Genomic DNA, 24,097 nt, shown 5'->3' with positions numbered 1-24,097 from the left:
CCGAGGGCATCGTGCGCGCGGCGATCGGGCAGAAGGACGTGGCGGCGGCGCGATAAGCTGCGGCGGCCCCTTGGCCCCCGCTCCGCTTGCGGGGAGCGGGGGAGCCGTCGTTGAGCGAGGCGTGTTTTAGCCCGCGAGCTTGGCCGCGATGCCCGCCACGTGGCGGCCCTGGAAGCGGGCGCCGTCGAGCTCGACCTGGGAGGGCTGGCGCGAGCCGTCGCCGTCGGCGATGGTGGTGGCGCCGTAGGGCGAGTTGCCCTTCACCTGCTCGACGCCGTTCTGGCCCGCGAAGCTGTAGGGCAGGCCCACCACCACCATGCCGTGGTGGAACATCACCGTGTGGAAGCTCGTCAGCGTGGTCTCCTGGCCACCGTGCTGCGAGGCGGTCGAGGTGAAGGCCGAGCCGACCTTGCCGACCAGGGCGCCCTTGGCCCAGAGGCCGCCGGTCTGGTCGATGAACTGCTTCATCTGCGAGGCCATGTTGCCGTAGCGGGTCGGCGTGCCGAAGATGATCGCGTCGTAATCGGCCAGTTCCTCGACGGTGGCGATCGGCGCCTCCTGGTCGAGCTTGTAGTGGAACTGCTTGGCCACTTCCTCCGGCACCAGCTCCGGCACACGCCTGACCGCGACCTCCGCCCCGGCCTCGCGGGCACCCTCGGCCACCGCCTTGGCCATCTGCTCCACATGGCCCCAGGACGAGTAATAGAGCACCAGAACCTTCGCCATTTGCGTCACCTCTTTCGCGTCCGGGCCGTCGGCCGGCCCTCGCATGCGAGGCAAGTATGGGGGTTCGCCCCGTTTGCAGAAATGCCCTGGCGTGCAAGACCGTTCTTGCGAATCTGCAAGGAGGGCCTGGGTGCCGGTGGCTTGGGACGAGTTCCGCCTCGTGCGGGCGGTGGCCGAACGGGGGGCGCTGGCCCCGGCCGCCGCGCATCTCGGCATCAATCCCTCGACCGCGTTCCGGCGCCTCGCCGCGATCGAGGAGGAACTCGGCGCGCGCCTGTTCGAGCGCCACCGCTCCGGCTACGTGCCGACGCCGGCCGGCGAGGCCATGGCCGCGGCGGCGGCGCGGATGGAGGAGGAGGTCGCCCGCTTCGACCGGGAGGTCGCCGGCCGGGCCCTGACGCCGTCCGGTCTGCTGCGGGTCACCGCCGCCGCGACGCTGGTGACGGATCTGCTGATGCCGATGCTCGGCCGCTTCCGGGCGCGCTATCCGAAGGTGCAACTCGAACTCGTGGTGTCGGAGGAGGCGCTGAACCTGTCCCGCCGCGATGCCGACGTCGCCCTGCGCGCCACCCGCGACCCGCCGCCGAACCTCGTCGGGCGCCGGCTCGCCACCATCGCCTGGGCGGTCTACGGGCCGGTCCGGGGCGAGACCGAAAGTGCGGCCTGGGTGAGCCCGAGCGAGGCGGTGGCCGGCGGCCTGTTCTCCCGCTTCGTCGCGGAGCGGGCCGGCCCGGAGCGGGTGGCCCTGCGTATCAACACCGTCCAGGGCCTGTGCGAGGCGATCTCGGAAGGCATCGGGATCGGGCCGTTGCCCTGCTACCGGGGCGACCGGATCGCGGCCCTGCGCCGCCTGTCGGGGCCGGAGCCGGAGCTCGCCGGCTCGCTCTGGCTCCTGACCCATCCGGACCTGCGCCAGGCGGCGCGGGTGCGCGCCTTCATGGACCATGTCGCCGCCGAGGTCGTGCCGCTGCGCCCCGCCCTGGAGGGGCGGCACGAAGAAAAGCAGGAAGAAAGGCGAGAGGAATGAGCCTGCGCGGTCCTCGTCCAATGCCCGGATCGCTATGGCGAAGGCATCCGACGGAGTTCGGATGAAGCGGCGGGCCGGTCGGTACAACACAATTGCGCGCAGGGCCTTTCCGCCGCTATAAACGGACATTCCCCCATTCAGCGCGATACGGGATTCTCCGGGCTTGGAACCCTGGCCGGAGACCGGGAGCGACCGTTTCCGTCACACCGGACCCGCCGCGCATCACGCGAAACACCGCCTGGAGCTTTGTCGATGTCCCAAGGTCCGCTGATGCCCAAGGCGACCGCCGTGTGGCTCGTCGAGAACACCTCGCTCGCCTTCGAGCAGATCGCCGATTTCTGCAAGCTGCACCCGCTCGAGGTGAAGGGCATCGCCGACGGCGAGGTCGCCGCCGGCATCAAGGGCCTCGACCCGATCACCACCGGCCAGCTCACCCGCGACGAGATCGAGAAGGCGCAGAAGTCGCCGCATTACCGGCTCAAGGTCGCGGTCTCCAAGGTCAAGCTGCCGGAGGTCAAGCGCACCACCAAGGGCCCGCGCTACACCCCGCTGTCGCGCCGGCAGGACCGGCCGAACGCCATCCTCTGGCTGATCCGCAACCATCCCGAACTGAAGGACGCGCAGATCATCCGGCTGGTCGGCACCACCAAGGCCACGATCCAGCAGATCCGCGAGCGGACCCACTGGAACTCCGCCTCCCTGCAGCCGATGGATCCGGTGACCCTCGGCCTGTGCTCGCAGATCGACCTCGACTTCGAGGTGCAGCGCGCCGCCAAGGATCGCCCGGCCGTGCTGCCGACCGATGGCGGCGCCAAGCTCCTGCCGACCGAGGTCTCGACCGCCCCGGCCGCGGACGAGCAGGATCGCGAGGAGGAAGACCTCAACGCCGACGCCGTCTTCGCCAAGCTCAAGGGGATGAGCCGCATCGACGAGGATGACGAGGACTGATGTCCTTCCGCGCGCTCGGCGGCCCGCTGGCCGCCCGAGGGCGTGCACCGGGTTTGCGAAAGAAACTGCTCGCCCCTCCGCGCATGGTGCGGAATAATGCATGACGGTCGCTCCCGCGGAGCGGCGGCAGGCGCGAGGGCGTGGCATGACCTGCGGTGGCGTACCCCATGATGGCCTCCAGGGGGATGTGCATGGGGGGCTGAGCCGATCCGGCCTGCCTCCCGAATCCGCGGAGGCTCTGGAGTAGCGGGCGCCCGGCGAGCCGGTGACGCTCGCCGAGTCCCTGATGAGCGAGGCCGGCTGGGGCCCGGAGAATTTCGGCACCGAGGGTCCGAACCCGCCCTATCTGCGCATCGGCGGCAAGCTGTGGGTGACGCTCACCGAGGTCGAGCCCTGCTTCACCTCGTTCCGCCGCGACCGCGGGCCGTTCCGCTCCAAGATTTCCATGGCCGACCACTTCGCCAAGTATGACGCGATCATGGTCGATCCCCTCGCCTTCGAGGAGTGTTTCGGTCCCGGAGAGGGCACCGAGACGGTGTTTCCCTTCGGGGCATGGCTGGAGATCCGCGAGGTCGGCTTCGGCGGCCTGGAATTGTGGGGCAAGCGCCAGGGCACGGTGACCCTGCCGCTGGACGCCCTGGCGGTGGCCTCGGCGATCTGGCTGCGGCGGATGCGGTGTGGGGAAAGGCAGGACGAGGCCAAGACTGGGACCGGATGATCCGCTTCGCCGGTTTTCTGTTATCCTCCCCGCGCGAGGAGGATGCCATGAACGTGTCCGTGGGTGATCGCTGGGAAGGCTTCATTGAGCAGGTCGTGCGCGAGGGGCGCTACGCTTCCGCCTGTGAAGTGGTGCGCGAAGGCCTACGATTGGTGGAGCAGCGGGAAACGCGCCTCCGGGCGCTGCGCGAGACCCTTGATGCATCGGTTGCCGCAGGAGCGCGCGTGAGCGAGGACGAAATCGATGCCGCGCTCGCCGCTCGGAGCGCGCGGCTCGCGGCCGAAGGCTTCTGACGCTGAACGTTTGAGCGTGAGACGCGCCGTCTTCCTTGCCGCTGCCCAGGCCGATCTGGTTCAGATTCTCGAGGATGTGACCCTGGCCAGCGGAAGTCTCGCCACGGGACAGGCTTTCGTTCGTCGTTTGCGGGAGCAATGCCACAGGCTCGCGACCCTTCCAGGCACCCTGGGGCGCGCTCGGCCGGAATTGCGGCCGGATATCCGCAGCAGCCCCTATCGGGGTTACATCATCTTTTTCCGCTATCTCGACGATACGTTCGAGGTCGTGAATATCCTGCACTCACGGCGCGACATCGAGGATGTCTTCGCAGGCGACGAGGTTCCATAGCCTCCTCGTCTCACGCCGAAGCCAGCGGCTTCGACACGTCTTCCAGCGACTTGCCCTCGGCGGCGGTGCCCCAGATCGCGCCGACCAAAGCCGCCACCGCCATCAGGGCCGCGCCGATGAGATAGCCGACCAGCACGAGGTCGCGGGAGCCGGTCTCGACCAGGGTGCCGAACAGCAGCGGGCCCGAGACGCCGCCGATGCCGGTGCCGATGGCGTAGAAGGCGGCGATGGCCAGCGCCCGGATCTCCAGGGGGAAGGTCTCGGCCACCGTGAGATAGGCGGAACTCGCCGCGGCGGACGCGAAGAAGAACACGCCCATCCAGGCCGCAGTCTGTCCCACCGGCCCGAGCAGGTCGGCCCGGAAGACGAGGCCGACCACCGCCAGCAGCACGGCCGAGATGCCGTAGGTGAAGCCGATCATCGGGCGCCGTCCCACCGTGTCGAACAGCCGGCCCAGCAGCAGCGGGCCGAGGAACGAGCCCAGCGCGAAGGGCAGCAGGTACCAGCCGACATCGCCGCCGGGGACGTCGTAGAAGCGCTCCAGCACCAGGGCATAGGTGAAGAACAGCGCGTTGTAGAAGAAGGCCTGGGCGATCATCAGCGCCAGCCCGACCATGGTCTGGCGGTGGCTCGTGACGAACATCGCCTGCGCCACCTCCGAGAGCGGGGTGTGGCTGCGGACCTTGAGCCTGAGGTGCCGCTTCTCGTCCGGCGGGGGCAGGGTGATCCCCTCATCGGTGAAGCGCTTCTCGATGCCCGTCACCACCCGGTCGGCCTCGGCGGCGTAGCCGTGGGTGACGAGCCAGCGCGGGCTCTCGGGGATCCAGGTGCGCAGGAGCAGGATGACGAGGCCGATGCCGCCGCCGACGAAGAAGGCGATGCGCCAGCCATAGGCCGGGTCGATCCATTCCGGCCGCAGCAGCGCGATCGACAGGAAGGAGCCGAGCGCCGCCCCGATCCAGAACGAGCCGTTGATGACGAGGTCGGTCCAGCCGCGCACCCGCGCGGGGATCAGCTCCTGGATGGTCGAGTTGATCGCGGTGTACTCGCCGCCGATGCCGGCCCCGGTGAGGAAGCGGAACAGGCAGAAGCTCCAGATATTCCACGACAGGCCGGTGGCCGCAGTGGCCATCAGGTAGAGGGCGAGGGTGATGAAGAACAGCTTCTTGCGCCCGATCCGGTCGGTCAGCCAGCCGAAGCCGACCGCGCCGGTCACCGCGCCGACGAGGTAGGAACTCGCCGCCAGCCCGACATCGAATTCGGAGAACGACATCGGCGCCTTGCGCAGAGCCCCGACCAGGGCGCCCGCCAGGGTCACCTCGAGCCCGTCGAGCACCCAGGTGATGCCCAGCGCGACGATGACGAGGGTGTGGAAGCGGCCGAAGGGCAGGCGGTCGAGCCGGGCGGAGATGTCGGTGTCGATGACCGTTCCCGCCGCGACGCGCTCGGGCGCCGCCGCTCCGGCCTGACCTTCCGCTCGGCTCGTCATTGCCCCTCCATTTACCCTGACTCGGCAAAGTTGTTCGCAAGAGCCCCCCGGTTGCGGGTCGCTCGCGGGCCTCGTCGGCGTTCGGAAACGCTTCGGCTTGCGGAATGGACCCATCCACCGGGCCAGCCGCCATGACATTTTTCGTAAAGCCCTTCGCCAGGACCGTCCTTCCGCCCCTCGCCGCCGCCCTGGGCTCCATGGGCGCCGTGCTCGCCGTCTCCACCCTCGCCACGGCCGGCGGGACCGAGCGCTGGAGCCTGCGGCCGAAAGCGACCGCCCCTGCGGCGGCCCCCGCAACGCCTCCGGTCGGGGCCGAGGTTCCGCTGTTGCGGGGCACGAAATCGATCCCGCTCTCGGCCCTGCCCGGCGAGCGGCGCAGCGTGCGCATCGTCTATCAGGGCTACCTGCCGGCGGAGGCGCGCTGAGGGCCGCCGGTTCACCGTGGATCGCGGGACAGAAGCGGGTCGAGTGCCGCGCCGAGGCCGTCGCCCAGGCGGTTCAGCGCCACCAGGGTGACGACGAGGAAGCCCGCCGGGGCGGCGAGCATCCAGGGGGCGGCTTCGAGGGCGCGCGCGCCCTCCGCGATCAGCACGCCCCAGGAGGTGGCCGGCTCCTGCACGCCGAGGCCGAGGAACGACAGGAAACTCTCCAGAAGGATCACCCGCGGCACCAGCAGGGTCGCCGCCGCGATGATCGGGCCCAGCGTGTTGGGCACGGCGTGGCGGACGAGGATCGTGCCCGGGGGCGATCCGAGCGCGACCGCCGCGCGGAAAAAGTCGCGGCCCTTCAGGGAGAGGGTCTGGGTGCGGACGATGCGGGCCATGTCGAGCCACTCCACCGCCGCCACCGCCACCAGCACCAGCCACAGGCCGGCGCGGAAGAACACCAGCAGCATGATGACGAAGAACACGAAGGGCAGGGCGTAGAGGATGTCGAGGATGCGCATCATCAGCGCATCGATCCGGCCCCCCGCCATGCCGGAGACGGCCCCGTAGCCGACGCCGATCAGCAGCGCGGCCAGCGTCGCGGTCAGTCCGATCAGGAGCGAGACCCGGCCCGCCGCGAGGCAGCGGGTCAGGAGATCGCGCCCGAGGGTGTCGGTGCCGAGGAAAAAGAAGAGCTTCCGCACGGGCGCCGCGACCACGAGGGTGCGGCCGTCATCGGCGCGGTCCAGCACGGTCGGGGGGCCGAACAGGGCGGATCGCGGCAGGAGCCGCAACACCCGCGCGTCGATGGGTTTTTCCGCGCTCAGCCTCAGGCGGACCCGGTCGCCGTCGCGGGCGGCGTCGTCCAGCGAGAGCCGCATCCGGAAGGCGAGGCGGGTCAGCGCCGGGCGCAGCTCCGCCTCCGTCGGATGGGCGGCGAGGCTCGGCCCCACCCGGACGAAATCGGGATAGATCCGCTCCGGCGGGTGGCCGGTGAGGAACGGGCCGATCAGACAGGCCAGCGCGATCCCCAGCAGAGTCGCGAGGGCGGTCATGGCCGGCCGGTCGCGGGTGAGGCGGCGGCTAGCACGGGCGGCGAGCGCCGCGCTCATGCCGCCATCCTCACGCGCGGGTCGAGGGCGGCGGCGAGGAGGTCGGCGATCAGGTTGAAGACGATCACCAGGACCGCCACCAGCACCACCGTGCCCATCACCAGGGTGTAGTCGCGGTTGAGCGCCCCGTCGACGAAGTAGCGGCCGATGCCGGGCAGGCCGAAGATGGTCTCGACCACCACCGAGCCGGTCATCAGCCCCGCCGCCAGCGGCCCGAGCGTCGCGACCACCGGCAGCAGCGCCCCGCGCAGGGCGTGCCGGGCGATGCGCCGGCGCGACAGCCCCATGGCGCGCTGCGTCCGGATATGCGGCTGGATCAGCACCTCGCCGAGCGAGGCGCGGGTGAGCCGGGCGATGCCGGCGGCGTGGGGCAGGGCGAGGGTGATCACCGGCAGGATGAGGTTGTTCGGATTGCCTCCCGCCCAGCCGGCGACGGGAAGCCATGCGAGGCTCAGGCCGAACACGATCTGGAGCAGGGGCGCGGTGACGAAGCTCGGCACGGCGAGCCCCAGGGAGGCGGCAAGCCCCACCAGCCGGTCGGCCGCGCCGCCGCGCCGGAGGGCGGCGAGGCTGCCCAGCGCCAGCCCGAGAACCAGCGCGAGCACGAGGGCGAGGGCGCCGAGGCTGGCCGAGACCGGCAGGCCGCGGGCGAACAGGTCGGTGACGGTGAGGTCGCGGAAGGTGAAGGAGGGGCCGAGATCGCCCCGCAGCAGGCTCAGCCAGTAGCGGCCATACTGCACGACCAGCGGCTGATCGAGGCCGTAGACCCGGCGCAGGTTCTCCATTGCCGCCGGGGGCAGGGGCCGCTCCAGGTCGAACGGGCCGCCGGGCGCCAGCCGGATCAGGAAGAAGCTCGCCGTGACCACGAGGAACAGGGTCGGCAGGCCCTGGGCGATCCGGCGGGCGATCAGCGGGATCATGGATCGAGCCGGAGATAGCGGGTGGGGGCGACGTTGCGGATGTTCGGATGCACCCCGTGCAGCCGGGGCGAGACCAGGGCCTTCGAGCGGTAATGCAGCAGCGGGATCCAGGGCAGTTGGTCGAGCACGATCGTCTCGGCGTCGAACAGCATCCGCGCGCGCCGGTCCACGTTGCGCTCCTGCGCCGCCCGCGCCAGCAACCCGTCGAAGGCGGGGTTCGACCAGCGTCCCGCATTGAAGCCGTCATTGCCGGTCCGCAGCAGAAACAGGAAGTTCTGCGGGTCGGAATAGTCGGCGATCCAGGAAATCCGGGCGAGGTCGAACGCGCCGCCGTCGCGCAGATAGGCGAAATGGGTCTTGGCGTCGGTGGAGACGAAGCGGGTCTCGACGCCGATGCCGCGCCACGCATCGGCGAGCGCGATGGCGGTGTTGCGGTTGTTGTCGGTGACGTTGAAGCGGTACTCGACGGTGAGCGGCCGGCCCGGCCCGAACCCGGCCTCGGCGAGCAGCCGGATCGCCTCCTCCTCGCGCTCGATCGGCCCGTCCTCGCGCCCCGGCAGCAGCGGCGGCGGCAGGGCGTGGTCGAGGCCCGGCGGGCAGAGGGAATAGGCCGGGGCCATGGTCTCGCCCCAGACGGCCGCGCCGAGGAATTCCCGGTCGATGGCCAGCGACAGGGCGCGGCGCACCCGCACGTCGTCGAAGGGCTTCTTGCGCAGGTTGACGGCGATGGCGAGCAGGCCGAGCCCCGGACCGAGCTGCACCTGCGCCCCGAACCGGGCCTTCAGCGAGGCGATCTGGTCGGCCGGCAGGTCCGAGAGGGAATCGATCTCGCCGGCCGCGTAGCGCCGCACCGCCGCCGCGATGTCGGGGGTCGGGATGACATCGACCCGCTCGATCGGGATCGCCGCCGCGTCGCGGTGATGCGGGTTCTTCCGCAGGGTGATGCGGTCGTTGGGGATCCAGTCGATCAGGGCGTAGGGGCCGTTCGAGACGAGGTTGCCGGGCCGCGCGAAGGCATCGCCCCAGCGTTCCAGCGAGGGGCGGTGAACCGGCAGCGCGGTCTGGTGGGTGAGCAGTTCGAGGAGATACGGCACCGGCTCGGAGAGGGCGATCTCCAGCGTCCTGGCATCCGGCGCGGTCACGCCCAGATCTTCGGGCGGCCGCTCGCCGGCCTGCACGGCGGCGGCCCCGCGGATCGGGAACAGCACCTCGGCGTATTTCGCCGCCGTCTTCGGGTCGAGGATGCGGCGCAGGGAGAACAGGAAATCCTCCGCCGTCACCGCCTCGCCGTTCGACCAGCGCCCGTCGGGCCGCAGGGAGAAGCGGTAGGTGAGGCGGTCCTCGGAGACGGTCCAGCTTTCGGCGATGCCGGGGATGATGCGGCCGTGATTGTCGTAGGTGAGCAGCCCCTCGAACAGGTCGCGCAGGAGATGCGCCTCGGCGACCGTCGAGGTCTTGTGCGGATCGAGCGTCTCGGGATCGGCGTCGTTGCCTCGGTGATAGACGCGCGGCGCCGCCGCCCGGGCGGGGAGGGCGAACCCGGCGGCCAGCGCCGCGCCGCCCGCGAGCCAGCGGCGCCGGTCGGGCCGCATCAGGCGCCCGTATCCCCCTTCAGCCCCGCCGCCGCGATGCCGGCCAGCGCGCAGATCTCGTCGTTGTCGGAGGTGTCGCCGGAGATGCCGACCGCGCCGAGCAGCCGGCCCTCGCCGTCGCGGATCAGCACGCCGCCCGGCACCGGCACCAGCGCGTCCGGCCCGACGAGGTGGCTCACGGCGGCCACGAAATGCGGCTGCTCCTCGGCCCGCTTGGCGATGCCCCGCGAGCCGAGGCCCAGGGCGAGCGCACCGTTGGCCTTGCCGCGGGCGATCTCCGCCCGGCGCAGGGAGGTGCCGTCCTCGGCGGCGAGGCATTTGAGGGCGCCACGGGCATCGTAGACGACGACCGCCAGCGGCTTGAGATCCCGCTCGCGGGCGGTCTTCAGGGCGGTCGCCACGAGGGTCTGGGCGGCGGTGAGCGTCAGGTCGGTCATCCGGAGATCCTCGGAAGGTGGTCGGTGTCGTCCGTCAGGCATGCACCGGCGGAGCCCCCGCCGCCAAGCGGCGACGTTCGGCACCCTCAGGCGATCGTCACCTCGGTCCGCACCGAATTGGCGATGAAGCAGGTGTCGTGCGCCTTGTGGTGAAGCTCGGCCAGCGTCTCGGCGTCGGGAATCTCGCCGCTCCAGTCGATGCGCGGACGCAGCACCACCCGCGTCACCGCCTGCCGGCCGGGGGCGATCTCCTCCATCGTGCCCTCGGCATGGTCGCGATAGGCGCGGGCGACGAAGCCGGCGAGCCGGGCGACGTGGAGGACGCTCAGCATGTGGCAGCTGGAGAGGGCCGCCACCAGCATCTCCTCGGGATCGACGGCGGCCTCGACCGCCCATTTGCCGACCACATGCGGCGAGGCCGAGCCCGCCACCTCGATCTCGCCGTCGAAGCGGATCGTGTGCCCCCGGCTGTAGCGCCCGGCCGCGAAATCCTCGCCCTCGGCCAGGGCCCAGCGGATATCCGCCGTGTAGCGCGCCATGACGGCCTCCCCGTTTCCTGGGTACATTATCGGCCGGGGAGGGGCCGGCAAAGCCGGCGGCGCGTCGCCGCGGCGGACGGCCCTGGCCCGTCGTCACCGCCGGTCTAGTTCCGCCCGCGATCACGACGAGCAGGAACCTCACAGCCATGGCCGAGCATCCGGAGCGCCCCTACGTCCTGTGCCACATGACCACCTCGGTCGACGGGCGCATCAAGGTGCGGCGCTGGACCACCATCGACGCGGATTCCCACTACGAGGAGGTTCACAAGCGCCTCGGCGGCGATGCCTGGATGTGCGGGCGCATCACCATGCAGGGCTATGCTGACAGCGCCGAGCCATTGGCGAAGCCGCCGGCCCAGGAGCCCGTCTCCCGCGAGGACCACGTCGCCCGCACCGACGCGCCGGGCTACGCGGTCGCGCTCGATGCCCGCGGCGCGATGGACTGGGGCGCCCGCCACGACATCGAGGGGGATCACGTCATCGTGCTCACCACGGGCCAAGCCTCCGACGACCGCCTGCGCCGCCTCCGGGCGGGCGGTCAGTCCTACATCCTGGCCGGTGAGCGCGAGGTCGATTTCGCCCTGGCGCTGGCCAAGCTCAAGCGTCTGTTCGGCGTCGAGCGGCTGCTGGTGGAGGGCGGCGGGCGCATCAACGGCTCGCTGCTCAAGGCCGGGCTGGTGGACGAGTTGAGCCTGCTCCTGGCCCCGGCCGTGGACGGCATTCTCGGCACGCCGGCCCTGTTCGATGTCGAGGGCGGCGAGGGCGACAGCATGGGCGCGCGCCGCCGCCTCACCCGCACCGCCTGCGAGCCGTTCGAGGACGGCACCGTCTGGCTGCGCTATCGGATCGAGTCGGTCGGCTGATTTCTTAGGAAGGCGTCGTAGGCCCGCGTCACCGCCGCCCTGTCCTCGAAATGGGGAAAGGCGCCAGTGGGCAGGCGCAGGCAGGTCCAGTTCGGGCGGCCCGCCACCTCGCCGACATGGCGGTAATCGACGAAATCGCCCCGCGAGCCGTGGATCATGAAGACCGGCAGGGTCAGCGCCTCGTAGCTCCGCGTGGCGTCCTCGGGGAACAGGTAGCCCGAGAGGAACGAGAACGGCGCGTGCTCGGCGCCGGGCTGGTGGGCCGAGATCTGGTTGTAGGCGAACAGGCCCTCGTCGATGTCGCGGCTGCCCCAGGTCTTCTCCAGGAAGAAGCGCATGCTCGGCCGGCTCACCAGCGCGTCGAACAGCGGCCGGCCCCAGAGCGGGAAGGCGGCGAGCTGCCGCGCCAGCGGGTTGCCGCGGTCGGCCTCCGCCGGGCCGTAGCCGGAGAGCCGCCCATCGAACCCCGCCGGGCTGATCAGGCCGAGGGTCGAGAACAGATCCGGCCGGTCGAGGGCGGCGCGGGCGAGATAGGCGCAGGACAGGGACAGGGCGATGGCATCGACCGGCATGCCGCCGTGGCGTCCGGCGATCTCGGCGGCGGCGTCGAGGATCGCATCGGTCATCAGCCGGGGCGTGTAGATCCGGTCCGCCCGCTCCGAGACGCCGAAGCCCGGCAGTTCGAGGGCGTAGACCGGACGGCTGGCGCGGTAATGCTCGTAGAGCGGCCGGACCTCGTAGGCATTGGCCGCCGCGTTGATGGAATGGATCAGCAGCAGCGGCCGGCCCGCCTTCGCATCCGCCGTGTACAGGCCGACCCGGCCGGACCGCGTCCTCAGGGTGCTGCGCCGCCCCGACAGGGCCGGGGGCAGGGGGCCGGCGCGGTTCAGCCCGAGATGGCTCCAGGCGATCCAGCCACCGGCCGCCGCAAGCGGCAGGAGCGCCAAGGATTTGAGACCGGGCCGCGCCCATGATCCCGCTTCTCTGCCCACTTCTCGGTCTGGGTCGATCGGCGCGGCCATGGTCGGTTTCCTTCGAGACAATGCCCTCCTAACGCCCAGCCCCCGGCCGGGTGCCAAAAGCCCTGCCTCAGGCCGCGCCCTCGATCTCGCCGCTCAAGTCCAGCCATTCCTCCTCGGCCTTGGCCAGCGCCTCGGCGGCCTCGGCCCGCATCCGGGCGAGTTCGCCGGCCTTCGCCGCGTCCTTGAGGAAGGCGGTGCCGTCGGCGAGCGCCGCGTCGATCTTCTCGATCGCCTGCGACAGCTTGGCCATCCGCGCCTCGATGCCGTCGAGGCGCTTCTTCAGCGGCGCCAAGGCCGCCCGGCGCTCCACCGCCGAGCGGCGCGCCTCGGCCTTCTGCCCGCCGGTGGAATCGGCCTGGGATTCCGCCCGCTCCGGCCCAGCCAGCACGAGGCGGCGGTAATCGTCCATGTCGCCGTCGAAGGTCTTCACCGAGCCGTTGCCGACGATCCAGAGCCGGTCGGCGCAGGCCTCGATCAGGAAGCGGTCGTGGCTGACGAGGATCACCGCGCCCTCGTAATCGTTGATCGCCTCGACCAAAGCCTGCCGGCTCTCGATGTCGAGGTGGTTGGTCGGCTCGTCGAGGATGAGGAGATGCGGCCCGTCGAAGGCGGCGAGCCCCATCAGCAGCCGGGCCTTCTCGCCGCCGGAGAGCTGCGAGACCGGTGTATCCGCCTTCGAGGCCGGGAAGCCGAGCCGGGCGGCGGCCGAGCGCACCTTCGCCTCGGGGGCGTCCGGCATCCGGTCCCGCACATGCGCCACCGCGCTCTCGGCCGGCCGCAGCTCGTCGAGCTGGTGCTGGGCGAAATAGGCGACCTCCATCTTCGAGGAGCGCCGCATCTCGCCGGCCAAGGGCGGCAGCCGCCCGCCGATCAGCTTGCAGAAGGTCGACTTGCCGTTGCCGTTGGCGCCGAGCAGCGCCACCCGGTCGTCGGGGGCGAGCGAGAGGTTGAGGCCCGAGAGCACGATGCGCTCGCCGTAGCCGGCATTCACCCGCTCCATCGCGACGATCGGCGGCGAGAGCGGCTTCTCCGGGCTCGGCAGGTGGATCACCGGCGCCTCGTCCTCCAGGAGCGCGGCGATCGGCTCCATCTTGGCGAGCCGCTTCATGCGGGATTGGGCTTGGCGCGCCTTGGTCGCCTTGGCCTTGAAGCGGTCGATGAAGCTCTGCAGATGCGCCCGCTCGACCTCCTGCTTCGCCTTCGCCTTGGCTTGCAGCACCCTCTTCTCGGAGAGCTGGCGCGAGAAGCTGGTGAAGCCGCCCCGGTAGATCGTCAGCTTGCCGCGATCCAGGTGAAGGATGTGGTCGACACTGGTGTCGAGCAGTTCCCGGTCGTGGCTGATGATGATCGCCGTGCGCGGGTACTTCTCCAGGTAGTCGTAGAGCCAGAGGGTGCCCTCGATGTCGAGGTAGTTGGTCGGTTCGTCCAAGAGCAGCAGGTCGGGCTCGGAGAACAGGACGGCGGCGAGCGCCACCCGCATCCGCCAGCCGCCGGAGAAGTCCGAGCAGGGCCGCGCTTGCGCCGCCGCATCGAAGCCGAGGCCGTGCAGGATCGCCGCCGCGCGGGCCGGCGCGGAATGCGCGCCGATATCGACCAGCCGCGTCTCGATCTCGGCGCGGCGCAGGCCGTCGGCATCCTCCGCCTCGCGCATCAGCCGGGCGCGCTCGGTATCGGCGGCGAGCACCACCTCGTGCAGGGTCTCGGGGCCGGCCGGCGCCTCCTGCGCCACCGCGCCGATGCGCATGCCCTTGGGCAGCGAGACCGCCCCGGCATCGGTCGGCAGGTCGCCGAGGATCGCCCGGAACAGGGTGGTCTTGCCCGCGCCGTTGCGGCCCACCAGCCCGACCCGGGCCCGGTCGGGAATCGAGAAGGTCGCGGAATCGAGGATGACCCGCTCGCCGATGCGGTAGGTGAGATCGTTGACGCGCAGCATGGCCGCGTTCTGGGGGCGCGCGGGGCCGAGCGCAAGAGAGCCGAGCGAGGGCGCTCGGCACGGAACCGGCGCACCGCGAACGTTTTGCCAGCTTGAGCGTTCGGGTGGGACGAATCGCGTCGGATCGGGGGGAGAGACCATGGCCAAGCCGGACTTCAGGGCGCCGCGCCCGCCGGAGCTGCTCTCGCCCTGGCGCAGTGAGCGGCGTGCCGCGCTGCAGGAGGAAGCCCGGACCTTCGCCCGCGACGTGATCCTGCCTCTCGCCGACGCGCTCGACCCGCGGAAGGGCGAGATGCCCCGCTCCCTCATCGACGCCATGGCGGAGAAGGGCTGGTTCGGCATCACCATTCCCGCCGAATATGGCGGCATGGGCCTCGGCGTGTTCGAGTATTGCCTGATCTCGGAGGAGCTGGCCCGGGCCTGGCTCTCCACCGGCTCGATCCTCGCCCGTGGCCAGGGGCTCGGCACGCAGACCCTCGACGACGACCGCCGCCGGGCCCTGCTCGCCAAATCCGCGAAGGGGCAATGGATCGGTTCGATCGCGCTGTCCGAGCCGACCGCCGGCTCGGATCTCGCCGGGGTGCAGACGCGGGCCGTCCGCGAGAGCGACGACTGGGTGCTCACCGGCACCAAGCGCTGGGCCGGCTTCGCGCAAGGGGCCGACTTCATCGAGGTGCTGGCCCGCGTCCGCGACCCGGAGCCCGGCGAGCCGCGCTCGGCGGGGCTCGAACCCTTCCTCGTCGTCAAGGAGCCGGGCACCTTCCCCGCCGGCATGACCGGCACGGTCATCGACAAGATCGGCTATCACGGCTTCCTCACCTTCGAGCTGGACCTCGATCGCGTGCGGGTGCCCGAGCGCGACCGGCTCACCGGCCTCTACGGCGACGAGGGGGCGGATGCGGATGCCGGCGGCTTCGCCTCGGTGCAGCGCGGCCTCAACATCGCCCGGGTCCACACCGCCGCCCGCGCCGTCGGCGTCGCCCGCGCGGCGGTGGAGGATTGCACCGCCTATCTTCAGGAGCGCGAGCAGTTCGGCCAGCCGATCGGTCAGTTCCAGGCCCTGCGCTTCGCGCTCGCCGACATGGCCGCCGAGGTGGCCCAGGCCCGCGCCTACTGGCAACAGGTCGCCCATCTCCTCGACGAGGGGCTGCCCGCCGAGAGCGAGTCGGCGCAGGTGAAGCTGCTCGCCACCGAGATGGCGGTGCGGGTGACGAACCAGGCGATGCAGCTGCACGGCGGCAACGGCTACACCACCGAGCGGCGGATCGAGCGCTACTGGCGCGATGCCCGCCTCACCACGATCTTCGAGGGCACCAGCGAGATCCAGCGCCGCATCATCAGCGACCGGATGCTGCCGCGGGGCTGAGGATACGGGGAGGCCTCGCCTATCGAGGCCCCCTGATCCACCCTATATTTCGAGGTGATGTCCACCTCTCACGAACGCTCCGCTCCGCGCGCACCTGTCCGCCGCCTCGACCCGATCCTGGTGGACCGGATCGCGGCGGGCGAGGTGGTCGAGCGTCCGGCCTCCGCCGTCAAGGAACTGGTCGAGAACGCCATCGATGCCGGCGCGCGTAGCGTCGAGGTCGCCATCGAGGGCGGCGGCCGGCGCCTGATCCGGGTGATCGACGACGGGATCGGCATGGGGCCCGAGGATCTGGAGCTGGCGGTCGAGCGCCATGCCACCTCGAAGATCCCCGACAACGACCTGACCCGGATCGGCTCGCTCGGCTTCCGCGGCGAGGCCCTGCCCTCGATCGGCGCGGTCTCCCGGCTCGTCATCACCTCGCGCACCGCTCAAGGGGAGGGCGTGAGCCTGACCGTCGATTCCGGCGTGAAGGGTCCGGTCCGCCCGGCCCCCGCCTCCCGGGGCACCCGGATCGAGGTGACGGAACTGTTCGCCGCGACCCCGGCCCGGCTGAAATTCCTGAAATCCGACCGGGCGGAATCGGCGGCGGTGTCCGAGATCATCCGCCGGCTCGCCGTGGCGCAGCCGCAGGTGCGCTTCACGCTCCGCAGCGAGAGCGGCAGCCCGACGGTGTTCCCCGCCGAGAGCGAGCCGGGCCAGGCGGCCTTCCTGCGCCGCCTCGGCGCCGTGCTCGGCCCCGATTTCCCCGCCAACGCCGTCCCGGTCGACATGGCCCGCGAGGGTTTCGCGCTCCAGGGCCATGTCGGCCTGCCGACCTTCCATCGCGGGGCGGCGAGCCACATCCACTTCGTCGTCAACGGCCGGCCGGTGCGCGACCGGCTGCTGCTCGGGGCGGTGCGCGGCGCTTTCGCCGACACCATGAGTTCCGACCGCCACCCGGTTCTGGCCCTGGCCCTCACCTGCGAGCCGGGGCTCGTCGACGTGAACGTGCATCCGGCCAAGACCGAACTGCGCTTCCGCGAGCCGGGCCTGGTCCGGGCGCTGATCGTCAGCGCCATCCACGAGGCCCTGCGCCGGGCCGGGGCCCGCTCGTCCAGCACCGGCACGCGGGCGGTGCTCGACGCGCTGCGGCCGGCCGGCTCCGTGGCGGGCCTCGTCTCCTCCGGCGCGTCGTCGTGGGGGAATGCCGCTCCGGGGCGGTTCGCGGTGCATTCGGGCGCCTCCGCCCCGAGCTTGATGCCGCGCCCGGCGAGCCGGCTGTTCTCGGGCCCTTCGGTCTCGGCGCCGGCGGGCTACCAGCCGCCGCAGCGTCCGGTCTTCGCCGAAGACGACGTCGATCAGGGCGGTGATGAGGGCCGCTTCGGCTTCGCCGAGACGCCGCAGGCGCTGTTCTCCGCCGACCTTGCCCCGCCGGGCGCCGACCTGCGCCCCGAACCGGACGACTCCGCCGGGATCGGGGCTCACCCGGATGCCTACCCCCGGGATGCCTACCCCTTGGGCGCCGCCCGCGCGCAGATCCACGAGACCTACATCCTGGCCCAGACCCGGGACGGGATCGTGCTGGTCGATCAGCACGCCGCCCACGAGCGGCTCGTCTACGAGCGGCTGAAGCGCGAGCGGGCCGGCGGCGGCGTGGCGCGCCAGGGCCTGCTGATCCCCGACGTGGTCGAGATGGCGCCCGAGGAGGCCGACCGGCTGGTCGAGGCCGCACCCGAACTGGAGCGGCTCGGCCTGAGCCTGGAGGCGTTCGGGCCCGGCGCCGTGCTGGTGCGGGCGGTGCCGGCCGCGCTCGCCGGCGGGTCGGTCAAAAATCTCGTCCTCGATGTGCTCGACGCCTTGGAGGCCAGCGGGGTGGAGGAGGGCGGACCGGCCGGCGAGGGCGATCCCGATCCGGTGAGCCGGCGCCTCGACGCGCTCCTGTCGCGGATGAGCTGCCACGGCTCGATCCGGGCCGGGCGCCGCCTCAAGCCGGAGGAGATGAACGCGCTCCTGCGCGAGATGGAGGCGACCCCCCTCTCCGGCTCCTGCAACCACGGCCGCCCGACCTTCGTGACGCTGGGGCTGTCGGATATCGAGCGCTTGTTCGGGCGGCGCTGAGGCGTCAGGGCGCCACCCAGGTGCCGCGCCACGCCTCGCCGTCCCGCGAGAAGACGGCGCGCCGGTGGCCGCGCCGGTCGAGATAGAGCAGGTCGAGGCGCTCCGCCCGCAGCAGCACCGCGCAGAAATTCTCGCGGCTGAGGCGCGCTTCGGCATCCTCTCCCGGCAGCCTGTAGGCATCGCCCGTGTCGAGGGCCGTGCCGGGGGAGGGGGTGAGGCCGTAGCAGACGCGGCTCATGGCCTGCGATCCCGCCCAGGCCGCGTCGGCGGTGGCGTCGTCGTGGTGGAGGCTCGCCCGGCCCTCGACGCGCAGCTGCAGCTTCCCGCGGGGATCGTAGACATGGAGGGCGGCGTGGCCGCCCCGGGCCAGCTCCCGCGCCTTGTCCGAGCGCCGGTCGCAATGGAAGCGCAGGGTGCCCGCCCGCGCCTCGGCCGCGCGCAGCACCACGGTGCGCAGCCGCGGGCGGCCCGCCGCATCGACGGTGGCGAGGGCGGGCGTGTGGAACGGGCTGTGCCGGCCGCCCGCCCCCTCCGCAAGGCGCCGCCAACCCTCCGCCCGGAAGCCGTCGAGGTCGTCGTAGAAGGAGGGCAGAGCGTCCACGTGAAGGGCTCCCGGAAGATCCGGGCCGGATGCTGGCGCGGCCGGCGCGCCCGGACAAGTCGCCCGCGCCGGCCCGGCGCCGCTTTGATACAGGAAGGCGACGCGAGGCCCGGTGCGTCGCCTCGGGGCGAGGTCCGACGGGCGAACCCCTTGGCAACTGGACTGGTTAAGGCCATGGCTCGGTGACGAGGCTCGACGAAGGGATGCTTCCGACGCTGCTTCGTGCATCGTCCGATGGCACGGCTTGGCCGCCGCCGCGTTGAACGCTCTCGAACGCTCTCGGTCCCGCTGCCCCTTGTTCGCCTGCCCGCACCCTTTCGACCCGCACCGATCCCTGCCTGTCACGCGTCCCGGCGGACGGCGCCTCCCGTTCCGGAGAAACGCCGCGTGAGCGACATGCCCTCCTTCCGCGCCGATGGTGGCGAAGCGGCCCTGGCGGAGAGCGAGGCGCGCTTCCGCACCATGGCGGACGATGCCCCCGTGATGATGTGGGTCACCGATGCGGACGGCGCCTGCCAGTACCTGAACCGCCGCTGGTACGAATTCACCGGCCAGACCGAGGCGCGGGCGCTCGGCTTCGGCTGGCTCGACGCGGTCCATCCCGATGACCGCGGCCCGTCCGGTGCCGTCTTCCGCACCGCCAATGCCCGGGGCGAGGGCTTCAGACTGGAATACCGCCTGCGCCGCGCCGACGGCAGCTACCGCTGGGCGATCGACACCGCGAGCCCGCGTTTTTCCGCCGACGGGACCTTCCTCGGCTATATCGGCTCGGTGGTCGACATCGAGGCGCGCCGCGCCGCCGAGCTGGCGCTGGCGGAGAGCGAGGAGCGCCTGCGCCTCGCGGTCGAGAGCGCCGAGATCGGCTTGTGGGACCGGGACCTCGTGGCGGATAGCCTGTTCTGGCCACCCCGGCTCAAGGCGATGTTCGGCTTCCCGCCCGACCTTCCGGTCACGATGGAGGATTTCTACGCTGGCCTGCATCCGGACGACCGGGACAAGGTGGCGCAAGCCTTCGCGAACGCCGCCGATCCGGCCAAGCGGGCCGTCTACGAGGTCGAGTTTCGCACCATCGGCCGGGAGGACGGGCGCCTGCGCTGGGTCGCGGCCAAGGGGCGCGGCGTGTTCGCGGCGGCTGAGCCGGCCGCCGGACCGGCGCGCTGCCTGCGCGTCATCGGCACCGCCATCGACATCACCGCCCGCAAGACCACCGAGGAGCGCCTCGTCGAGACCACCCGCCGCCTCGATGCGGTGCTCGACAACGCGACGCTCGCCATCTTCATGATGGATGAGCGCCAGCACTGCGCCTACATGAACCGCGCCGCCTAACGGCTGACCGGCTATTCCCTGGAGGAGACGCAAGGGCGCGCGCTGCACGACGTGGTGCACCACACGCGGCCCGACGGCAGCCCCTATCCGCTGCACGAATGCCCGATCGACCAAGCCTTCCCCGAGAACAACCAGGAGCAGGGCGAGGAGGTCTTCGTCCACCGCGACGGCTCGTTCTACCCCGTCGCCTTCACCGCGAGCCCGATCCGCGACGAGCGGGGCCTTCCGATCGGCACCGTGATCGAGGCGCGCAACATCGAGGCGGAGCTGCGGGCCAAGGCGCAGCTGGAGGCGTTCAACGCGAGCCTGGAGCAGCAGGTCGCCGCCCGCACCGCCGAGCTGATGCGCACCGAGGAGGCCCTGCGCCAGTCGCAGAAGATGGAGGCGGTGGGTCAGCTCACCGGCGGGCTGGCTCACGACTTCAACAACCTGCTCACCGGCATCACCGGCTCCCTCGAATTGCTGCAGGCCCGCCTCGCCCAGGGGCGGCTCGGCGAGATCGACCGCTACGTCAACGCGGCGCAGGGGGCGGCCAAGCGGGCCGCGGCGCTGACGCATCGCCTGCTCGCCTTCTCCCGCCGCCAGACCCTGGACCCCAAGCCCACCGACGTGAACCGGCTGGTGATGGGCATGGAGGAGCTGATCCGCCGCACCATCGGGCCCGCCATCACTCTGGAGGTGGTCGCGGCGGGGGGGCTGTGGTCCGTTCTGATCGATCCGAGCCAGCTCGAGAACGCGCTGCTCAATCTCTGCATCAACGCCCGCGACGCCATGCCGGAGGGCGGGCGCATCACCATCGAGACCGCCAACAAGTGGCTCGACGACCGCGGCGCCCGCGAGCGCGACCTCGATCCCGGCCAGTATCTCTCGCTCTGCGTCACCGATACCGGCACCGGCATGAGCCCGGACGTGATCGCCAAGGCCTTCGACCCGTTCTTCACCACGAAGCCGATCGGCCAGGGCACCGGGCTCGGCCTGTCGATGATCTACGGCTTCGTGCGCCAGTCCGGGGGGCAGGTGCGGATCTATTCCGAACTCGGCCAGGGCACGACGATGTGCCTCTACCTGCCGCGCCATTACGGCGCCGCCGAGGAGCCGGAGGCCGGCCCCGACCTTGCCGTCGCGCCCCGGGCCGAGCAGGGCGAGACGGTGCTGATCGTCGATGACGAGCCGACCGTGCGGATGCTGGTGACCGAGGTGCTGGAAGACCTCGGCTACACCGCGATCGAGGCCGCGGACGGCCCGGCGGGCCTGAAGGTGCTGCAATCGGACGTGCGCATCGATCTCCTGGTGACCGATGTCGGCCTGCCCGGCGGCATGAACGGCCGGCAGGTGGCCGATGCGGGCCGGGTCCTGCGGCCGGGGCTGAAGGTGCTGTTCATCACCGGCTATGCCGAGAACGCGGTGCTCGGCAACGGCCACCTCGAACCGGGCATGCAGGTCATCACCAAGCCCTTCGTGATGGAGGGGCTGGCCGGGCGCATCAAGGAGATGATCGACGCGGGGTGAGACGAGACCCCGAAGGAGGGGATATCCGGGCCGCTTCGCGGCACCTCAGGATGAGGGCGGGAGCGGGATCATCGACGACAGCGGTTCTCAGAACCGCGCCGGATCGAGTTCGAAGGTCGGCGGCAGCGCCTCGAACCATTCGCTGTAATAGGGATCCTGCGGAATCCGCTCCGCCCAGCGCGCGCGGAAGCGGGCCTGCTCGTCCGCCGCGACGGTGCGGGCCCGGTTGCGGCTCTCGTAATGGTAGAGCTCGACCTCGGCGCAATAGACGCTGCGCAGGCCCCGCTCGCGCAGGCGCAGGCAGAGATCGACGTCGTTGTAATTGACGGCGAAATCCTCGTCGAAGCCGCCGATCGCCTCGAAATCCTCCCGCCGCACCATCACGCAGGCCCCCGTCACCGCGAGATAGTTGCGGTTGCCCGCCGTCGAGAAGAAATGGCCGGGATCCTCGCGCGGATAGGAGCGGCGGGGATGATCCGGGGTCGCGTCGAGCACGGTGACGCCGACATGCTGCAACTCGCCGGTCTCGAACAGCAGCTTCGGCCCCACCGCCCCGACGCCGGGGATCTGCAGCAGCGCCAGCATCGCCTCGATCCAGTCGGGGCTGATCACTTCGATGTCGTCGTTGAGGAAGACCAGCACCGCGCCCGTCGCCGCGCGGGCGCCGAGGTTCATCTTGGCGGCGACGTTGAAGACGGGCTGGTCCCAGGTGATGGCGCGCGCTCCGTGCCGCTCCAGGGCGGCGCGGGTCGAGGGCCGCAGGTCGCCGTTATCGACCGCCACGATCTCGATGGGCTCGTAGGTGCTCGTCTCGCGGATGCTGGCGAGGCAGGCGGCCAGGAGATCGACGGTCCGGCCCCGGACCTCGCTGTCGCGCCCGGCGGTGGGAATCACGATCGAGACGAGGGGGCGCGCCGTGAGCGGGCGGCGCAGGTGGAAGCTGCCGGCGAAGGCGGTGGGGCGCACCGAGCCGAGTCCGCCGGTCCGCCGCGCCCGGTCCTCCAGGGCCCGGATCGCGGCGGCGACCACGTAGCCCTTGTTGTCCATGGCCTGGGCGGTCGAGCCGGGGATCGCCCGCCAATGGTAGAGAATCTGGGGAATGTGGCGCACGCGGCGCGCGTGCTCGGTGTAGCGCAGGACGAAGTCGTAATCCTGCGCGCCCTCGCATTCCGGGCGGAAGGCGCCGATGCGGGCGACGATGTCCATCCGGTAGAGCGCCAGATGGGCCGTGTACATGCAGGCCTCCAGCGTCTCCGGCGACCAGTCCGGCTTGAAGAACGGCTCGTAGCGCTCGCCGTGGATCGTGATCTTGTCCTCGTCGGAATAGAGGAAGTCGGTCTCTGGATCCTGGTTCAGGGCGGCGACGAAGGCGTGGAAGGCGTGCGGCGGGATCGTGTCGTCGTGGTCGATCAGGGTGAGCCAGTCGCCGGTGGCGAGCTTCAAGGCGTCGTTGCTCGCCGCGACGATGCCGCCGTTCCGGGGCCGCCGGTACAGCCGTACCCGCGGCTCCTCCGCGGCCAGGGCGTCGAGCATCGGCGCGATGTGAGGCGCGGTCGAGGCGTCGTCGCAGAGGCACAGCTCCCAATCGGGATAGGCTTGCGCCCGGATGCTCGCGAGCGCCGCCTCCAGATAGGGTTTGGGCGTGTTGTAGACCGGCATGACGATGGAGATGCGCGGCCGGAGCCGGAACCCCGCGAGGGCCGTCCGCATCGCCTCCGGACTCGGCAGGGCAGGGCGCTCGACCCGCTCGATCCAGGCGGCGTAGGAGGCCGCCGCCGGCCGGGGCCGGGCGCTCTCCCAGAAGCGTCGCCACAGGGTGGCGGGCGAACGGCTCAAGGCCAGCCGGGCGAGGCGCCCGAGCAGGGGCCTGAGGCGCCGCTCGTCCTCTGGCAGCCGCCCGAGGAGGCGCCGGGCGACGGCGAGCGCCGCCGCCGGGCCGGGCAGGGGCTGCAGCGTGGCCCGGGACAGGCGGAAGCGTCCGCTGGCGGCGAGCGGATCGAGGCGCAGCCCCCGCACCCGGCGCGGCAGGCGCACGAGATCGTCGATGCCGCCCTCCTCGCGCAGCTCGAGGCGGACCGCCTCCTCCTCGCGGAAGCCCGAGCCGTCATCGACGTAGAGGAGCGGCACCGGCTTCGTCGCGCCGAGCCCCGCGAGATCCGCGCGGATGCGGACCCAGCCCCCGGCGAGCCGGAACGGAAACAGCCGTCCGCCCCCCGGCCGGGTCAGCCGGAATTGCGGATCGGAGCCGGTGGAGCGCCAGAGACCCTCCCCCTCCGGCTCCAGCTGTCCCTTCGGTTCGATGCGGCAGGCGATCATGCGACAAGGCGTTAGCCTGGGACGACGTGAACCGCGAGCCAGATCGTCGGATTCGCGGTGCGCTCGACCCGGTGGCGGCGGCCGGCCGGGATCAGCAGATGGTCGCCAGCAGACAGGTGCCGGGGCTCCGGCTCGTCGGCGAAGCGGAGTTCGGCCGCGCCCGTGAGCACCGCGACCCATTCGTCCCCGGTCTGGTCGTACCAGAAGCCCGGCGGGCTCGCCTGGCCGGTCGAGACGATGCGCTCGATCCGCAGGTCGGGCCTGGCGAGCAGGGTCTCGAAGATCTCCTCCTCGGCGCGCTCCGGCAGGCCGGCGAACAGGTTCGGGCGCGTGGTCATCCGGGCGGCACTCCTCGGGCGGAACCGGCGTTGACCGGGGGAAGGCGATGCGGATCGCAGCGCCACAGCGTGCCCCAGGACAATGACCGAGACCAAGCCCTGTGTCTTATAAAAATCTGACGCTGCAACGGACTAGAGAGGGTTGAAATGTGCAGTCAGCACTATG

At 71.4% G+C, this 24,097-nt stretch carries 21 protein-coding genes and 1 pseudogene; 10 read left to right on the top strand and 12 right to left on the bottom strand.

The genetic code is table 11. The features are described 5' to 3' along the window. Positions 1-126: 126 nt before the first annotated feature. Positions 127-726: an NAD(P)H:quinone oxidoreductase gene (wrbA, locus tag MZTS_RS09655; protein ID WP_192283549.1), complete on the bottom strand. Its 600-nt coding sequence runs from the start codon at positions 724-726 to the stop codon at positions 127-129. Between the two features lie 130 nt (positions 727-856). Here wrbA and MZTS_RS09650 point away from each other — a divergent pair, with 130 nt between their 5' ends. The 5 genes from MZTS_RS09650 (at position 857) to MZTS_RS09630 (ending at position 4,043) form a co-directional block, all read left to right on the top strand. Continuing rightward, entirely contained in the window at positions 857-1,753 is an 897-nt protein-coding gene (locus MZTS_RS09650) for a LysR substrate-binding domain-containing protein (protein WP_192283547.1), read from the top strand. A gap of 252 nt (positions 1,754-2,005) precedes the next feature. After that, positions 2,006-2,701 carry a DUF1013 domain-containing protein gene (locus MZTS_RS09645; RefSeq protein WP_192283545.1) on the top strand — a complete coding sequence of 232 codons (696 nt, stop codon included), beginning with the start codon at positions 2,006-2,008 and terminating at the stop codon, positions 2,699-2,701. A 265-nt stretch (positions 2,702-2,966) separates the two neighbouring features. After that, the gene (locus tag MZTS_RS09640; RefSeq protein WP_246482065.1) at positions 2,967-3,419 is read left to right on the top strand and encodes a hypothetical protein; all 453 of its coding nucleotides are present in this window, start codon (positions 2,967-2,969) and stop codon (positions 3,417-3,419) included. 47 nt (positions 3,420-3,466) lie between these two features. Then, complete coding sequence (locus MZTS_RS09635) at positions 3,467-3,712, top strand: type II toxin-antitoxin system ParD family antitoxin (RefSeq protein ID WP_192283551.1); 246 nt, start codon at positions 3,467-3,469, stop codon at positions 3,710-3,712. A 16-nt stretch (positions 3,713-3,728) separates the two neighbouring features. Continuing rightward, positions 3,729-4,043 (top strand): type II toxin-antitoxin system RelE/ParE family toxin, encoded by a 315-nt coding sequence (locus tag MZTS_RS09630; protein WP_192283544.1) that lies wholly within the window; start codon positions 3,729-3,731, stop codon positions 4,041-4,043. A gap of 10 nt (positions 4,044-4,053) precedes the next feature. Here MZTS_RS09630 and MZTS_RS09625 read toward each other — a convergent pair whose 3' ends face one another. Continuing rightward, on the bottom strand, positions 4,054-5,532 hold the full coding sequence (locus tag MZTS_RS09625) for an MFS transporter (protein ID WP_192283543.1): 1,479 nt from the start codon (positions 5,530-5,532) through the stop codon (positions 4,054-4,056). A 131-nt stretch (positions 5,533-5,663) separates the two neighbouring features. Here MZTS_RS09625 and MZTS_RS09620 point away from each other — a divergent pair, with 131 nt between their 5' ends. After that, complete coding sequence (locus tag MZTS_RS09620; RefSeq protein WP_009863487.1) at positions 5,664-5,957, top strand: hypothetical protein; 294 nt, start codon at positions 5,664-5,666, stop codon at positions 5,955-5,957. Positions 5,958-5,968: 11 nt separating this feature from the next. Here MZTS_RS09620 and MZTS_RS09615 read toward each other — a convergent pair whose 3' ends face one another. The 5 genes from MZTS_RS09615 to MZTS_RS09595 form a co-directional block, all read right to left on the bottom strand. Next, positions 5,969-7,069, bottom strand: coding sequence for an ABC transporter permease (locus MZTS_RS09615; RefSeq protein WP_192283541.1), 1,101 nt, complete (start codon positions 7,067-7,069; stop codon positions 5,969-5,971). After that, positions 7,066-7,989, bottom strand: coding sequence for an ABC transporter permease subunit (locus MZTS_RS09610; RefSeq protein ID WP_192283540.1), 924 nt, complete (start codon positions 7,987-7,989; stop codon positions 7,066-7,068). Before MZTS_RS09610 ends, MZTS_RS09615 begins: the two co-directional genes overlap by 4 nt. Beyond that, positions 7,986-9,581: a peptide ABC transporter substrate-binding protein gene (locus tag MZTS_RS09605; protein WP_192283539.1), complete on the bottom strand. Its 1,596-nt coding sequence runs from the start codon at positions 9,579-9,581 to the stop codon at positions 7,986-7,988. Before MZTS_RS09605 ends, MZTS_RS09610 begins: the two co-directional genes overlap by 4 nt. Beyond that, complete coding sequence (locus tag MZTS_RS09600) at positions 9,581-10,018, bottom strand: GlcG/HbpS family heme-binding protein (RefSeq protein ID WP_192283537.1); 438 nt, start codon at positions 10,016-10,018, stop codon at positions 9,581-9,583. Before MZTS_RS09600 ends, MZTS_RS09605 begins: the two co-directional genes overlap by 1 nt. An 86-nt stretch (positions 10,019-10,104) precedes the next feature. Further along, positions 10,105-10,557 carry an OsmC family protein gene (locus MZTS_RS09595; RefSeq protein ID WP_009863498.1) on the bottom strand — a complete coding sequence of 151 codons (453 nt, stop codon included), beginning with the start codon at positions 10,555-10,557 and terminating at the stop codon, positions 10,105-10,107. Positions 10,558-10,703: 146 nt separating this feature from the next. Between MZTS_RS09595 and MZTS_RS09590 the strand changes: the two genes are divergently transcribed. Continuing rightward, positions 10,704-11,420, top strand: coding sequence for a dihydrofolate reductase family protein (locus MZTS_RS09590; RefSeq protein WP_192283535.1), 717 nt, complete (start codon positions 10,704-10,706; stop codon positions 11,418-11,420). Here the strand turns inward: MZTS_RS09590 and MZTS_RS09585 are convergent. Then, a complete protein-coding gene (locus MZTS_RS09585) occupies positions 11,396-12,442 on the bottom strand; it encodes an alpha/beta fold hydrolase (RefSeq protein ID WP_192283533.1) in 1,047 nt (348 codons plus the stop codon). The genes MZTS_RS09590 and MZTS_RS09585 overlap by 25 nt on opposite strands. Before the next feature lie 67 nt (positions 12,443-12,509). Beyond that, a complete protein-coding gene (locus tag MZTS_RS09580) occupies positions 12,510-14,375 on the bottom strand; it encodes an ABC-F family ATP-binding cassette domain-containing protein (RefSeq protein ID WP_192283531.1) in 1,866 nt (621 codons plus the stop codon). Positions 14,376-14,514: 139 nt separating this feature from the next. On the opposite strand from MZTS_RS09580, the gene MZTS_RS09575 reads away from it, so the two are divergent. After that, positions 14,515-15,741: an acyl-CoA dehydrogenase family protein gene (locus MZTS_RS09575; RefSeq protein ID WP_192283529.1), complete on the top strand. Its 1,227-nt coding sequence runs from the start codon at positions 14,515-14,517 to the stop codon at positions 15,739-15,741. Between the two features lie 57 nt (positions 15,742-15,798). Then, positions 15,799-17,841 (top strand): DNA mismatch repair endonuclease MutL, encoded by a 2,043-nt coding sequence (mutL, locus tag MZTS_RS09570; RefSeq protein ID WP_192283527.1) that lies wholly within the window; start codon positions 15,799-15,801, stop codon positions 17,839-17,841. 4 nt (positions 17,842-17,845) lie between these two features. Here the strand turns inward: mutL and MZTS_RS09565 are convergent, their stop codons facing one another. Next, on the bottom strand, positions 17,846-18,442 hold the full coding sequence (locus tag MZTS_RS09565) for a pyridoxamine 5'-phosphate oxidase family protein (RefSeq protein ID WP_009866865.1): 597 nt from the start codon (positions 18,440-18,442) through the stop codon (positions 17,846-17,848). A gap of 387 nt (positions 18,443-18,829) precedes the next feature. On the opposite strand from MZTS_RS09565, the pseudogene MZTS_RS09560 reads away from it, so the two are divergent. Beyond that, positions 18,830-21,277: pseudogene (locus tag MZTS_RS09560) on the top strand (PAS domain S-box protein). An 87-nt stretch (positions 21,278-21,364) separates the two neighbouring features. On the opposite strand, the gene MZTS_RS09555 reads toward MZTS_RS09560, so the two are convergent. Both MZTS_RS09555 and MZTS_RS09550 read right to left on the bottom strand, forming a co-directional pair. Continuing rightward, a complete protein-coding gene (locus MZTS_RS09555) occupies positions 21,365-23,593 on the bottom strand; it encodes a glycosyltransferase family 2 protein (protein ID WP_192283525.1) in 2,229 nt (742 codons plus the stop codon). An 11-nt stretch (positions 23,594-23,604) separates the two neighbouring features. Then, on the bottom strand, positions 23,605-23,931 hold the full coding sequence (locus tag MZTS_RS09550; RefSeq protein ID WP_009864313.1) for a cupin domain-containing protein: 327 nt from the start codon (positions 23,929-23,931) through the stop codon (positions 23,605-23,607). Positions 23,932-24,097 lie beyond the last annotated feature (166 nt).

It is taken from the genome of Methylorubrum zatmanii (assembly GCF_014845115.1).
In the GTDB taxonomy this organism is placed as follows: domain Bacteria; phylum Pseudomonadota; class Alphaproteobacteria; order Rhizobiales; family Beijerinckiaceae; genus Methylobacterium; species Methylobacterium zatmanii.
The sequence above is the reverse complement of the archived record's forward strand: the minus strand, read 5'-3'. Positions and strand labels throughout refer to the sequence as shown.

What these genes read in the sequence shown, in the direction of transcription:
- MZTS_RS09605 (WP_192283539.1), bottom strand. Translation starts at nt 9,581, where the DNA reads ATGCGGCCCGACCGGCGCCGCTGGCTCGCGGGCGGCGCGGCGCTGGCC.
- mutL (WP_192283527.1), top strand. Translation starts at nt 15,799, where the DNA reads ATGTCCACCTCTCACGAACGCTCCGCTCCGCGCGCACCTGTCCGCCGC.
- MZTS_RS09600 (WP_192283537.1), bottom strand. Translation starts at nt 10,018, where the DNA reads ATGACCGACCTGACGCTCACCGCCGCCCAGACCCTCGTGGCGACCGCC.
- MZTS_RS09575 (WP_192283529.1), top strand. Translation starts at nt 14,515, where the DNA reads ATGGCCAAGCCGGACTTCAGGGCGCCGCGCCCGCCGGAGCTGCTCTCG.
- MZTS_RS09645 (WP_192283545.1), top strand. Translation starts at nt 2,006, where the DNA reads ATGTCCCAAGGTCCGCTGATGCCCAAGGCGACCGCCGTGTGGCTCGTC.
- MZTS_RS09620 (WP_009863487.1), top strand. Translation starts at nt 5,664, where the DNA reads ATGACATTTTTCGTAAAGCCCTTCGCCAGGACCGTCCTTCCGCCCCTC.
- MZTS_RS09555 (WP_192283525.1), bottom strand. Translation starts at nt 23,593, where the DNA reads ATGATCGCCTGCCGCATCGAACCGAAGGGACAGCTGGAGCCGGAGGGG.
- MZTS_RS09550 (WP_009864313.1), bottom strand. Translation starts at nt 23,931, where the DNA reads ATGACCACGCGCCCGAACCTGTTCGCCGGCCTGCCGGAGCGCGCCGAG.
- wrbA (WP_192283549.1), bottom strand. Translation starts at nt 726, where the DNA reads ATGGCGAAGGTTCTGGTGCTCTATTACTCGTCCTGGGGCCATGTGGAG.
- MZTS_RS09585 (WP_192283533.1), bottom strand. Translation starts at nt 12,442, where the DNA reads ATGGCCGCGCCGATCGACCCAGACCGAGAAGTGGGCAGAGAAGCGGGA.
- MZTS_RS09590 (WP_192283535.1), top strand. Translation starts at nt 10,704, where the DNA reads ATGGCCGAGCATCCGGAGCGCCCCTACGTCCTGTGCCACATGACCACC.
- MZTS_RS09595 (WP_009863498.1), bottom strand. Translation starts at nt 10,557, where the DNA reads ATGGCGCGCTACACGGCGGATATCCGCTGGGCCCTGGCCGAGGGCGAG.
- MZTS_RS09635 (WP_192283551.1), top strand. Translation starts at nt 3,467, where the DNA reads ATGAACGTGTCCGTGGGTGATCGCTGGGAAGGCTTCATTGAGCAGGTC.
- MZTS_RS09615 (WP_192283541.1), bottom strand. Translation starts at nt 7,069, where the DNA reads ATGAGCGCGGCGCTCGCCGCCCGTGCTAGCCGCCGCCTCACCCGCGAC.
- MZTS_RS09625 (WP_192283543.1), bottom strand. Translation starts at nt 5,532, where the DNA reads ATGACGAGCCGAGCGGAAGGTCAGGCCGGAGCGGCGGCGCCCGAGCGC.
- MZTS_RS09580 (WP_192283531.1), bottom strand. Translation starts at nt 14,375, where the DNA reads ATGCTGCGCGTCAACGATCTCACCTACCGCATCGGCGAGCGGGTCATC.
- MZTS_RS09610 (WP_192283540.1), bottom strand. Translation starts at nt 7,989, where the DNA reads ATGATCCCGCTGATCGCCCGCCGGATCGCCCAGGGCCTGCCGACCCTG.